10 protein-coding genes are annotated in these 12,149 nt (G+C 70.8%); 2 read left to right on the plus strand and 8 right to left on the minus strand.

The features are described 5' to 3' along the window. Positions 1-114: 114 nt before the first annotated feature. From BW982_RS04730 to nusA, 5 genes are all read right to left on the minus strand, one after another. Positions 115-1,101 (minus strand): CPBP family intramembrane glutamic endopeptidase, encoded by a 987-nt coding sequence (locus tag BW982_RS04730; protein ID WP_076490885.1) that lies wholly within the window; start codon positions 1,099-1,101, stop codon positions 115-117. A gap of 227 nt (positions 1,102-1,328) precedes the next feature. After that, the gene (rbfA, locus tag BW982_RS04735; protein ID WP_076490886.1) at positions 1,329-1,787 is read right to left on the minus strand and encodes a 30S ribosome-binding factor RbfA; all 459 of its coding nucleotides are present in this window, start codon (positions 1,785-1,787) and stop codon (positions 1,329-1,331) included. 198 nt (positions 1,788-1,985) lie between these two features. Then, positions 1,986-4,796 (minus strand): translation initiation factor IF-2, encoded by a 2,811-nt coding sequence (gene infB / locus BW982_RS04740; protein ID WP_175611024.1) that lies wholly within the window; start codon positions 4,794-4,796, stop codon positions 1,986-1,988. Positions 4,797-4,889: 93 nt separating this feature from the next. Further along, a complete protein-coding gene (locus BW982_RS04745; RefSeq protein WP_076490888.1) occupies positions 4,890-5,141 on the minus strand; it encodes a YlxR family protein in 252 nt (83 codons plus the stop codon). A gap of 33 nt (positions 5,142-5,174) precedes the next feature. Beyond that, entirely contained in the window at positions 5,175-6,164 is a 990-nt protein-coding gene (gene nusA / locus BW982_RS04750; RefSeq protein WP_076490889.1) for a transcription termination factor NusA, read from the minus strand. Between the two features lie 125 nt (positions 6,165-6,289). Between nusA and BW982_RS04755 the strand changes: the two genes are divergently transcribed. Both BW982_RS04755 and BW982_RS04760 read left to right on the plus strand, forming a co-directional pair. Next, entirely contained in the window at positions 6,290-6,529 is a 240-nt protein-coding gene (locus tag BW982_RS04755) for an AbrB/MazE/SpoVT family DNA-binding domain-containing protein (RefSeq protein WP_076490890.1), read from the plus strand. 2 nt (positions 6,530-6,531) lie between these two features. Then, positions 6,532-6,948, plus strand: a complete 417-nt coding sequence (locus BW982_RS04760; protein ID WP_076490891.1) for a PIN domain-containing protein — start codon at positions 6,532-6,534, stop codon at positions 6,946-6,948. A gap of 10 nt (positions 6,949-6,958) precedes the next feature. Here the strand turns inward: BW982_RS04760 and BW982_RS04765 are convergent, their stop codons facing one another. From BW982_RS04765 to BW982_RS04775, 3 genes are all read right to left on the minus strand, one after another. Then, entirely contained in the window at positions 6,959-7,561 is a 603-nt protein-coding gene (locus BW982_RS04765) for an HD domain-containing protein (protein ID WP_076490892.1), read from the minus strand. Between the two features lie 143 nt (positions 7,562-7,704). Then, positions 7,705-10,209 carry a glycogen/starch/alpha-glucan phosphorylase gene (locus BW982_RS04770; RefSeq protein ID WP_076490893.1) on the minus strand — a complete coding sequence of 835 codons (2,505 nt, stop codon included), beginning with the start codon at positions 10,207-10,209 and terminating at the stop codon, positions 7,705-7,707. Between the two features lie 98 nt (positions 10,210-10,307). Continuing rightward, on the minus strand, positions 10,308-12,146 hold the full coding sequence (locus BW982_RS04775; RefSeq protein ID WP_076490894.1) for an alpha/beta fold hydrolase: 1,839 nt from the start codon (positions 12,144-12,146) through the stop codon (positions 10,308-10,310). Positions 12,147-12,149 lie beyond the last annotated feature (3 nt).

Genomic DNA, 12,149 nt, shown 5'->3' on the forward strand with positions numbered 1-12,149 from the left:
CGCGCGGGCGTACCGTCTCGCGGAGTGCATCGCCGACACGCCGCCACACGATCGATGCGGACGGCGTGTGGGCCGCGATCTCCGCGGGACGGCACGCCCGCGATCACCCCGTCATCACGACGGGGAGGGCAGGGAAGGAGACGGGTCGACCCGGACGGGATCGGGTGCGAGCCGCGCGTCGAGCCGATCGGCGCGGAACTGTCCCGTCAGGACCAGGATCACGACCACCGCGGCGAACACGCCCCACATCACGATCCCCAGCGGACCGGCGATCACCGGGGAGGGTGTGGCGGAGCCGGCCGCGATGACGAGGGCGCCGAGTCCCGCGGAGGCGTTGAACGCGCCGTGGGCGAACACCGCGGGCCAGACGGATGCCGTGCGCAGCCGAGTCCAGCCGAGCAGGATGCCGAAGAAGACGCACGCCATGATCATCAGCAGCACGCCCAACGCGTTGGGCTCGAGGAAGTTGTACCCCAGCAGGATCAACGGCGCGTGCCACAGCCCCCAGAACGCACCGGAGAGCAGAAGCGCGGGCCACACCCCCAGCGGGCGGAGGGCGGGCAGCAGGAAGCCGCGCCAGCCGAGCTCCTCGCCGAACGCGAAGGGCGCGTTGATGAGCGCCCCGATCGGGATGGTGGCCAGTTGCACCGCGGCGAGCAGCGCCACCGGCGGGAGCGGGGTCCCCGCCGGGACCGCCGCCTCGAGGGTCTCGCGGAAGCCGGAGAATCCGACCAGGTCGAATGTCGCGACACCGAGCGCCGCCACGACCGCGAGGCCCACCGCCACCAGGAGCGGGGCCGCGATGATGACGGCCACGCACGTCCAGACGGTGCGGGCAGCCGGCCGGAGCGGCCACATGCCCAGCTCGCGGAGCACGACCCGCGCACCGCGCCGCCCCCGCGTGCGCCGCTGGACCTGGAGGGCTGCGAGGACACCGAGCGTCGGGGTGAACATCATGGCGGCGGCGAAGAGGCCGAGGAACGGATCGGCCAGCCCCGATCCCCGCAGCCACAGCGGCAGCGCGACGAGCCAGGACAGCGCGACGGAGGTGACGGCGAAGACGCCGATGGCGATCCAGTCCGGGCGAGACGAAGCGGTCATGCGCCGAGCCTACGAACGAGGGGATGCCACCACCTCCCCCGCGCGAGGGAGAGACGCACCTCCGCCCCCGGACGGACGCCGCGGGTCCGCGCTGCGGACTCTCCCGGCGACACGCCGATCGAACCCTCAGACGCCCGGCGTGTCGTGCGTGGACTCCGCACGACGGTGCGCCGGAGACGACGAACGGCCGGAGCCCGAGGGGCATCCGGCCGTCACCGAGGTCGGCGTCAGCCGCGCTCGTCGTCCTCGCCGTCGTCGTCCTCATCGAACTCGCGCGGCTTGACGTACGGGTCGGCCTCGCCGGCGTACGACGCGCTCGCGGCGAGTCCCGCGACCGACTCGTCGCGTTCGCGCGCTTCGCGCAGCAGCGCCGAGATGTGGTCGGCGTTCTCGGGGATGGCGTCGAGGATGAACTCCAGCGTCGGAGTCAACCGGGTGTTGAGGTTCTTCCCCACTTCACTGCGCAGCATTCCCGTGGCCGACTTCAGCGCCGCGACCGTGTCGGCCCGGTGCGCTTCGTCACCCATCACGGTGTAGAACACCGACGCGTGCTGCAGGTCGCCGGTCACGCGCACGTCGGTGATCGTGACGAATCCGAGCCGCGGGTCGCGCAGCCCTTTTTCGAGGCGCTCCGCGAGGACCACCCGAATGCGGTCCGCCACGCGAGCCTGTCGTTCCCCTGCCACTGCCTTCTCCTTCTTCCGTACCGCCGCGGATGACGCAGCGGGTGGGCGTCCCGTCGAGGATGCCGCCCCCAGCGTAGGCCGGAGGGGTGTGCATCTCCGAGAGCATCGGGGTAGGGGCCCCGCTCTGCTCTCGGAGATGCACACCCCGCAGGCCGAAGCGGGAGCCGCGTCCGAAGACGCGACCCCCGCCCGATGTGATCAGCCTCGCGGCTTCTCGACCATCTCGGTGGTCTCGATCTCGTCGCCGACCTGGATGTCGTTGTACTTGCCGAGTCCGATACCGGCCTCGAAGTCCGTCCGGACCTCGGTGACGTCGTCCTTGAAGCGGCGCAGCGACTCGATCTGCAGGCCGTCGGCCAGCACGACGCCGTCGCGGATGACGCGCGCCTTGGCGTTGCGCGTGATCGTGCCCGAGCGGACGATGACACCGGCGATGTTGCCGAACTTCGAGGAGCGGAACACCTCGCGGATCTCGGCGACACCCGACTGCACCTCTTCGAACTCCGGCTTGAGCAGGCCCTTGAGCGACTGCTCCACGTCGTCGATCGCGTTGTAGATGACCGAGTAGAACCGGACGTCCACACCCTCGCGGGCGGCGCGCTCCCGCGCCTTGGTGTCGGGGCGGACGTTGAAGCCGATCACGATCGCGTTGTCGATCGTGGCCAGGTTGATGTCCGACTCGGTGATCGCACCCACACCGCGGTGGATGATGCGCAGCTGGACGCTGTCGTCGACCTCGATCTTGAGCAGCGATTCCTCGAGCGCCTCGACGGCACCCGACACGTCACCCTTGATGATGAGGTTGAGCGACTCGACCTTGCCCTCTTCGAGAGCGCGGGTGAAGTCCTCGAGCGAGATGCGCTTGCGGGCCTTGGCCAGCTGGGCGTTGCGCTCGGCGGCTTCGCGCTTCTCGGCGATCTGGCGCGCGGTGCGGTCTTCCTCGGTGACGATGAAGACGTCGCCGGCACGCGGGACCGAGTTGAGGCCCTGCACCTGGACGGGACGCGAGGGGTAGGCCTCGTCGACCGCATCGCCGTTCTCGTCGATCATCGCGCGGACGCGGCCGTACGCCGTTCCCGCGACGATCGCGTCGCCGACGCGCAGCGTTCCGGACTGGATGAGCACGGTGGCCACCGAACCGCGGCCCTTGTCGAGCTTCGCTTCGATCGCGACACCGCGGGCCGCCTTGTTCGGGTTGGCCGTCAGGTCGAGACCGGCGTCGGCCGTCAGCAGCACGGCGTCCAGGAGTTCCTGGATGTTCGTGCCCTGGCGGGCAGAGACGTCGACGAACATGACGTCGCCGCCGTACTCCTCGGCGACCAGACCGTACTCGGTGAGCTGCTGGCGCACCTTCGCGGGGTTGGCGTCCGGCTTGTCGACCTTGTTGACCGCGACCACGATCGGCACGTTCGCCGCCTGGGCGTGGTTCAGCGCCTCGACCGTCTGGGGCATGATGCCGTCGTCGGCCGCGACCACGAGGATCGCGATGTCGGTCACCTGCGCACCGCGGGCACGCATGGCGGTGAACGCCTCGTGACCCGGGGTGTCGATGAAGGTGATCGCACGCTCGATGCCCTCGTGCTCGGTCCAGACCTGGTACGCGCCGATGTGCTGCGTGATGCCGCCGGCCTCGCCCGCGACCACGTTGGTCTGGCGGATGGCGTCGAGCAGTCGCGTCTTACCGTGGTCGACGTGGCCCATGACGGTGACCACGGGAGGACGGATCTCGAGGTCGTCCTCGCTCTCGGCCTCCAGCTCGGCGTCGAGGTCGAGACCGAAGCCCTCGAGGAGCTCTTTGTCCTCGTCCTCGGGCGAGACCATCTGGATCTTGTAGCCGAGTTCGGCGCCGAGCACCTCGAACGTCGCCTCGTCGAGCGACTCGGTGGCGGTGGCCATCTCACCCAGGTTGAACAGGATGGTCACGAGCGTGCCGGGCTGCACGGTGTAGCCGCGCAGGGCCTCGAGCTTGTCCGCGAAGTCGGCGATCGAGGCACCACGACGCAGGCGGATGATCTCGCCGTTGCCCTTCGAGACGTTGACGCCGCCGACGACCGGCGCCGACCGCATCTCGAATTCCTGCCGCTTCGCCCGACGCGACTTGCGCTGCTTGGACTTGCCGCCGCCCTTACCGAAGGCACCCGCGGTACCGCCGCCGGGGCCGCGACCACGGCCGCCACCACCGCCGGGACGGCCGGCGAAGCCGCCGCCACCCGCACCGGGGGCGCCACCGGGACGCTGGAAGCCGCCACCGGCACCGCCGGGACGACCGGGACCGCCGGGACGCTGCTGGAAGGGAGCACCGGGACGACCGCCGCCACCGGGACGCCCGGCACCGCCGGGGCGCGGAGCGCCGGGACGCGGAGCACCCGGGCGCGGGGCCTGGGGACGCGGGATGTTGCCGGGGGTCGGGCGCTGGCCCATGCCCTGCGCCGAGGCGAAGGGGTTGTTCCCCGGGCGGGGGCCGGCGGGACGCTGACCCATGCCCTGCGCCGAGGCGAAGGGGTTGTTGCCGGGACGCGGGGCGCCACCGGGACGCGGGGGCTGCGAGCCTGCGCCGGCGGGACCGGGCTTGGGGCCACCGGGCTTGGGCGCCTGCGAGGCGGGCGCCGCGGGTGCGGGGCTCTGCTCGGCGGGCGCGGCGGGGGCTGCCGGAGCCGCGGGAGCCGGGGTGGCTTCGGCGGCGGCGGGCGCCTCGGAAGCGGGGGCGCTCTTCGGCGCGGCCGGGCGAGCCGGTCCGGGCGTGGGGCCCGACGGGCGCGCCCCGGGGGTCGCCGCGGGGCGGGCCGGGCCGGGACGCGCGCCGGGGCGGGATGCCGCGGCGGGCTTGGCATCCGAGGATCCCGACGACCCCTCGGCCGCGAGGGCGGCGCGGAGCTTACGGGCCACCGGGGGCTCGATGGTGGACGAAGGGCTCTTGACGAACTCGCCGAGCTCCTTCAGCTTCGCAAGCGCGACCTTGCTGTCGACGCCGAGTTCGGAAGCGATCTCGTGCACGCGTGGTTTTGCCACAATTCTCCTGTCTGAGGGCCTACCCCGGACAGGGCAGACCGTTAGTTGCGGACGGGTCTCATTTCGAGCCGTTCACTTCGTGTCCATAGCCGTTCAGCCGTTTCGCTGGAGGGTTGATTCGAAGGTCTGCGTGTCAAGCGGGCCTGACACACGCAATGCTCGTACGAAGGCGCGGCGTGCGAGAGCTTTCCCGACGCACGCGTCCGTCTCGTGCACCCACGCACCCCGTCCCGGCAGGACCGCCCGCTCGTCTCTGACGAGGACCGACCCCTCCGCGACCACGCGCAGAAGCGATGATCGGGGGGCACGTGCGCGGCATCCGACGCACGTTCGTACAGGTTCCATCGTACACCTCGCCGTCGTCGGGACGACGGACGCTCAGTTGTCTTCGAGGATGCTGTCGGGCTGGATGTCGATCTTCGCACCCGTGAGCTTGGCGGCGAGACGGGCGTTCTGGCCCTCCTTGCCGATCGCGAGCGACAGCTGGTAGTCGGGCACCAGCGCGCGGACGGCCTTGGTCGTGGCATCCAGGACGAAGCTGGACGTGACCTTCGCCGGCGACAGGGCGTTGGCGACGAACTTCGGCAGCTCGGCGTCGTAGTCGATGATGTCGATCTTCTCGCCGGCCAGCTCCTCGGTCACCGCGCGCACACGGCGGCCGAGTTCGCCGATGCAGGCGCCCTTGGCGTTGACCGTCGGGTCGTTGGCCTTCACCGCGATCTTCGTGCGGTGGCCGGCCTCGCGGGCGAGGGACACGATCTCGACGAGACCGCCGGCGATCTCGGGCACCTCGAGGGCGAAGAGCTTGCGGACGAGGCCGGGGTGCGTGCGCGACACCGTGATCTGCGGCCCCTTGGTGCCCTTGGACACGCTGGTCACGTACACGCGCAGCCGCGAACCGTGGGCGTAGGTCTCGCCCGGCACCTGCTCCTCGGGGGGCAGGATCGCCTCGACGGTTCCCAGATCGACGTGCACCATGCGCGGGTTCGGTCCCTGCTGCACGACGCCGGCGACGATGTCGCCCTCTTTGCCCTTGAACTCCCCCAGCACGGCGTCGTCGGCGATGTCGCGCAGACGCTGGCTGATGACCTGCTTCGCGGCGAAGGCGGCGATGCGACCGAAGTCGTCGGGAGCCTGCTCCTCCTCGCCGATCACGGCGCCCTCCTCGTCGAGGACGGGCGTGTAGATGCCGACGTGGCCGCTCTTGCGGTCGAGTTCGGCGCGGGCCCCGGCGGGGATCTCGCCGCTCGGCGAGATGTGCTTGGCGTAGGCGGTGAGGATCGCCTGCTCGATGATCCGCGCGAGTTCGTCGAAGGGGATCTCCTTCTCGCGTTCGATCGTCTTCAGAAGTGCGAGATCGATGTCCACAAGACCCTCCGTATTCAGCTCTCGTCGGCACGAACGGCGCCGACAACCCTCCTACGATACCCGGATGCCGGCTCCCCCGCGACCGTGCCAGGTGAGACGTGGGAATCCGATGGTATCGTGCTCCCATGGAGCTGACAATCGATTCCGGTGGCCGCATCGTCCTCCCGAAGGTGCTGCGTGACGCCTACGGCCTGCTCCCCGGAACCACGGTGGATGTCTCGGCATACGGCACGGGCCTCCAGATCACGCCGGGCGGCCGCACCGCGCGCGTCGTCCGCGAACGCGGGGGCCGGCTCGTCGCACAGGGCACGACGCCGGTGACGGACGAGATCGTGTCCGCGCTGATCGACGCGGGCCGGCGCTGAGAGTGGCGGCCGCACCGCCCGAGCCGATCGCCGTCGACACCAGCGTGGCGATCCCCCTGCTGGTCGCCTCGCACTCCCACCACGCCGCCGTCACCCGGTGGGCGAGATCGCTCGACCTCCGTCTGAGCGGGCATGCCGCCGTCGAGACGTACTCGGTCCTCACCCGTCTGCCCGGGGACGCCCGTGTCGAACCGCGCGACGCCATCGACATCATGGATGCCAACTTCGGCGAGCCGCTCCTGCTCGCCCCGCTCGCGGCGCACCGCGAGCTCGCCCGTGCCGGTGTCGGCGGGGGCGCCGTGTACGACGGCCTGGTCGCCCTCGCTGCCCGGGAGCACGGGTTGCGTCTCGCCACCCGCGACGCTCGCGCCCGGACGACCTACGAGGTCCTCGGCATCACCGTGGAGCTCGTCGTGTGAGTCCGGTAGCTCACCACACCTCCAGCGGGTTCGCCGCCAGCTTGTCGATCACTCCCCCGTCGACCAGACGCCGCGCCGCCGTGTCGGGCTTGCGCCGCGCCTGATCGACGACGCACGCCCCGAACTCGGCCGCCAGCGCGCCGCGGGGGTGCGCGGTCACGACCTCGCGCATGAACTCGGCCGGCAGCGCGTCGGGCCGCGCCCCCGAGATGTCGAGGCCCGTCGCGGTTTCGAGCAGGTAGCCCTCGGCATCCATGTCCGGATCCACGCTCGGCCAGTTGTGCCGCACGATGACCTCGACGACGCGGTCGCGCCGCTCGCGCCCCCACCCGGCGCCGGCCGTGAGCGCGACGCCGACGTGCCCGCCCGCGTGCTCGTACGAGATCGCGTGGTTGTCGAACTCCGGCACCGTGCCGATGTCGTGCAGCACCGCGGAGACGTAGAGCAGCTCGTGGTCGATGCCCCGGATGCCGTCGACCATCGCGAACGCCTCGGCCCACAGCCACGAGCGGACGGCGTGCGCGGTGATCGCGGACGACTGGTACTGCTCGGCGAGGGCGCGGGCGCCGCGGGCGGCGAGGGTGTCGGGCACGGGGATGTCGGCGATGCGCACGGAGCCTCCTGGGGTGGGGGTTCCCACTCTGCCGCTCCGAGCCCGCCGCGCACCCGCGCGGGACGGCCGACTTCCGCCGCCTTCCCGCCAACCCCGCAGAACGACGGATGCCACGACCCGGGGGCCGTGGCATCCGTCCGCGCTCAGCTGACCGGCGTGGCGTGCCAGATGCGGTCGAGGTAGTCGCGCATCGCCCGGTCGGAGGAGAAGAAGCCGCTGCGCGCGACGTTGAGGATCGCCGAACGCACCCACGCGTCCTGGTCGGCGTAGGCGAGGTCGACCCGCTCCTGCGCGTCGATGTAGGACCCGAAGTCGGCGAGCGCCATGAAGCGGTCGTCGTAGAGGAGGTTGGAGATGAGCGGCTCGAACACCGTCCGGTCACCGTCCGAGAACGTCCCTGCGGCGATCAGGTCGATGGCCCGGCGCAGCCGCTCGTCCGCGTGGTAGAAGTCCGCGGGGCGGTAGCCCTCGGCCCACAGCGCCTCGACCTCGGGCTCGCTCATGCCGAAGAGGAAGAAGTTCTCGTCGCCGACGAGCTGACGGATCTCGACGTTCGCACCGTCGTCGGTGCCGATCGTCAGGGCTCCGTTGAGCGCGAGCTTCATGTTGCCGGTGCCCGACGCCTCCTTGCCCGCCAGCGAGATCTGCTCGGACAGGTCGGCCGCGGGGATGATGCTCTCGGCGAGCGTGACGTTGTAGTTCGCGGGGTACAGCACCTTCAGGCGCCCCTGCACGCGCGGATCGGCGTTGACGACCTCGCCCACGGCGTTGATGAGGTGGATGATCTGCTTCGCCATCGCGTACCCCGGCGCAGCCTTGGCACCGAAGAGGAATGTGCGCGGCTGGACGTCTTCCACGCGCACCCGACCGGACACGATGCCGTCGTAGGCGTGGACGATGTGCAGCACCTTGAGCGTCTGGCGCTTGTACTCGTGGAGGCGCTTGATCATCACGTCGAGCAGGTGCCCGTCGTCGAGCGTGGTGCCGTCGCGGGCGGCCAGGACGCTGCTGAGTCGACGCTTGTTGGCCGCCTTGACCGCGGCGAAGCGCTCGCGGAACTCGGGGTCGTCGGCGAACGCCTCGAGGCCGCGCAGCCGCTCGAGGTCGACGGTCCACCCGGCGCCGAGGGTCTCGGTGATGAGCGTCGAGAGCTCGGGGTTCGCCAGGCGCAGGAAGCGGCGCGGCGTCACACCGTTGGTGACGTTGGTGAACTTCTCCGGCCACATCTTCGCGAAGTCCTTCAGGACGTTGTCGCGGAGGAGCTGGGAATGCAGCTCGGCGACGCCGTTGACCTTCGACCCCGCGACCGTGGCGAGGTAGGCCATCCGCACCGAGCGGTACGGGTGCTCGCCGATGATCGACATGTCGCGGATCAGCATCTCGTCGTCGCCGAAGCGCTCGCGCACCTCGAGCAGGAACTCGTCGTTGATGCGGTAGATGATCTCCAGGTGCCGCGGCAGCAGGCGCCCCAGCAGGTCGACCGACCAGACCTCGAGGGCCTCGGGGAGCAGCGTGTGGCACGTGTAGGCGAAGCACTTCTGCGTGATCGCCCACGCGGCATCCCATTCCAGGTGCTTCTCGTCGATGAGCACGCGCATCAGCTCGGGCACGCCGATCACGGGGTGCGTGTCGTTCAGCTGGAAGATGACCCGTTCGGGCAGCTTCTCGAGGTCGAAGCCCTCCGGCAGGACGTTCTCGACGAAGTCGGCAATGGATGCCGCGACGAAGAAGTACTGCTGCTGGAGGCGGAGTTCCTTGCCCTGCGGGGTGGAGTCCTCGGGGTAGAGCACCTTGGAGATGTTCTCGGCGAAGGTCTGCGCGCGCACGGACTCGACGTAGTCGCCGGAGTTGAACGTGTGCAGGTCGAACGCGTTCGTCGCCACCGCCCGCCACAGACGCAGGGTGTTGACGCGCCCGTTGTGGTAGCCGGGGACCATCATGTTGTACGGCACGGCAAGGACGTTCCACTCGGGCACCCAGCGGGTGCGCTCGACGCCGTCGTCGTCGTACGTCTCGGTGTGTCCGCCGAACGAGATCGTCTGCGCGGCCTCGGGGTGCGGGAAGTCCCACGGCGAGCCGAGTCGGAGCCACGCGTCGGGCTGCTCGACCTGCTGCCCGTCCGCGAACGCCTGGCGGAAGATGCCGTACTCGTAGCGGATGCCGTAGCCGATGGTGGGGATGCTCATCGTCGCCAGCGAGTCGATGAAGCACGCGGCCAGACGACCGAGGCCGCCGTTTCCGAGTCCGGGTTCGATCTCCAGCGCCCGGAGGTCGGCGATGTCGATGCCGCACTGGGCGAGCGCCTCGGTGGCGATGTCGGTGAGACGGGCGGCGAGGAGGTTGTTGTCGAGCTGACGCCCCAGCAGGTATTCGGCCGACAGGTAGCACACGGTCTTGGACTGCTGTCGACTCTGCTGGGCCTGGTCGTCGAGCCACCGCGCCATCAGGTAGTCGCGGACGGTGCCCGCCAACGCGAGGTAGCGGTCGTTGTCGTCGGATGCCGACAGCGCGACGCCCTGGTCGAAGTTGAGGTTCTGCAGGAAACGGCGGACGAAGCCGTCGACCGACGCCGGCGGAGCCGCCACGGGCGCGAGCGCGAGCGGGTGGGTCGGGCGGAGCTCGGACGCGGAGGAAGAGTTCTCGGGCACGGTTCGACCGTAATGAGAACCGACCGCGTCCGCCAAGAGGCACTGGCTTCGACACAGGATCTTCACCTGGTCGCCGCACGGCCGACGCATCCCCGCGGTCAGCGCAGACCGCAGCCGTCGACGACCTGGTTGCGCCGTTCGATCAGGTCTTTCGTCCAATCGAAGAGCACCGGCAGGAACCGGGACTTGGGCAGGATCGGACGCAGGTGGTCGTACCCGGCGTACGTGGCCCACCGCACCGGCTGCCCCTCGGAGCACAGCCGGTCGACGTACTCGCGTTGCAGTCGAGGCGGGATGACCTCGTCGTCGGCACCCCACGCGACGAGCATCGGTGTCCCCAGTGGACGGGTGATCGCGTTCTCGGCGAGGCGGCGGCCGAGGGCTCCGTCGGTGAGGTCGGCGCTGTACAGCGGCCGGTCCTCCGAGACCCCGAGGGCCGTGAGGACGGACACCACGACGCCGGGTTCACTGGGGCAGCGCTGGGTCATCTCGAGCACGATCGAGCGGGAACCCTCGGCGATGTAGTCGTCGAGGTGCACATCGGGGTAGGTCCGGGAGTACGGCACGAGCACCCACGAGGTGATGACCGAGAGCATGGCGTTCGGCGGCCCGGACAGCAGTTCCCGTGCGAGAGCGGGCGGGTCGGCGACGGGCGCGACGACCGCGGTGCCGAGCACGTCGATCCCGGGGGCGTAGTCGGGCGCGATCGCCGTGGTCCACAAGGCCGCGTGACCGCCCTGCGAGTGGCCCCACACGACGGTGTCGGGCGACAGGGTCAGGTCGGTGCGCAACTCCCCTGCCGCCAGGACCGCGTCCAGCGATGACCGCGCCTCCCCCTCTCCGATCAGGTAGGGGTAGGCGCCCGGCGCACCCTGGCCGGAGAAATCGGATGCCACGACCACCCACCCCGCTTTGAGCGCTTGCTCGAGCGCGGGGATCGACCACTTCGTCGCCGACGCGTCGCGCAGGCTCGGCGCACAGCCCTGGGCGACGCCGGTCGTGCCGTGGTTCCACACGATCACGGGGCGCGGGCCCGGTGGCGGATCCTTCGGCACGACGACCAGGGCACTGGACACGGCCGGACGGCCGAGGGCGTCCCGCGTCGTGTACAGGATGCGGGTGACGTCGCCGTTCTCCGGCAGGCGCCCCGAGTAGGCGTCGGAACGGATGAGGCGGCCATGCCCGCTCGGCACCTCGGCGGGCGGGTTGTAGAACGCGTCGACCACGGGGGCGCCGTCGTCGAGCCAATCGTTGAGCCACCAGCCGCCCGCCGCGGTCGCGACGAGCACGAGCGAGAGCGCGTAGCGTCCCGCCGCCGCCCATCCCGCGCGCGCGCGACGACCCCGAACCGCACGCTCGGGGTCGAACGGGGTCGCTCGTGGGCGCGGGCGACGGATGCCCACCACCCCCCGGGCGAAGACGCCGACGCCGAAGACGATCGTGCGCACCCCGAAGACCACCGCGAGGACGAGGACCGTGACATCGGGCCACGTGAACGACAGCAGGCCCAACGCGACCTGGGCGACTCCCCAGGCCAGCGAGAGGACCCGCGCGCTCGCCGAGCCGCGGGAGACGGCCCGCCCGATCGAGGCCAGACCACCGATGACCAGCAGGACCGCGAGCACCGGGGGCAGCAGCTCGAGGCTCCGCCCCAGCCACACCAGCACGGCGACGCCGGCGACGATCCACGCGGCGGACACCGCCCGCGCCCACCCACCCGCGGGTCGCCCGACCAGTTCGAGCACGCCCATCACCACGGCGCTCGCCCCGACGTAGATCCCCAGGAGGACGATCGAGGTGAGCGGACGCGACACGATGAGCGCCCCGAGGACCACCACGACCGCACCGACCACCAGCAGCACCCGCGGCGGCGCGTCGCGCACGAGCGCGGGGAGGGCGTTCCACCGGCGCGGTGACGAGCGTCGGGTCACGGGCATCAG

The organism is Microbacterium sp. RURRCA19A (assembly GCF_900156455.1).
Classification (GTDB): Bacteria; Actinomycetota; Actinomycetes; order Actinomycetales; family Microbacteriaceae; genus Microbacterium.

Excerpts from the sequence above, each read along its gene's own strand:
- BW982_RS04775 (WP_076490894.1), bottom strand. The coding sequence starts at position 12,146 with ATGCCCGTGACCCGACGCTCGTCACCGCGCCGGTGGAACGCCCTCCCC.
- BW982_RS04730 (WP_076490885.1), bottom strand. The coding sequence starts at position 1,101 with ATGACCGCTTCGTCTCGCCCGGACTGGATCGCCATCGGCGTCTTCGCC.
- BW982_RS04755 (WP_076490890.1), top strand. The coding sequence starts at position 6,290 with ATGGAGCTGACAATCGATTCCGGTGGCCGCATCGTCCTCCCGAAGGTG.
- BW982_RS04745 (WP_076490888.1), bottom strand. The coding sequence starts at position 5,141 with ATGGAACCTGTACGAACGTGCGTCGGATGCCGCGCACGTGCCCCCCGA.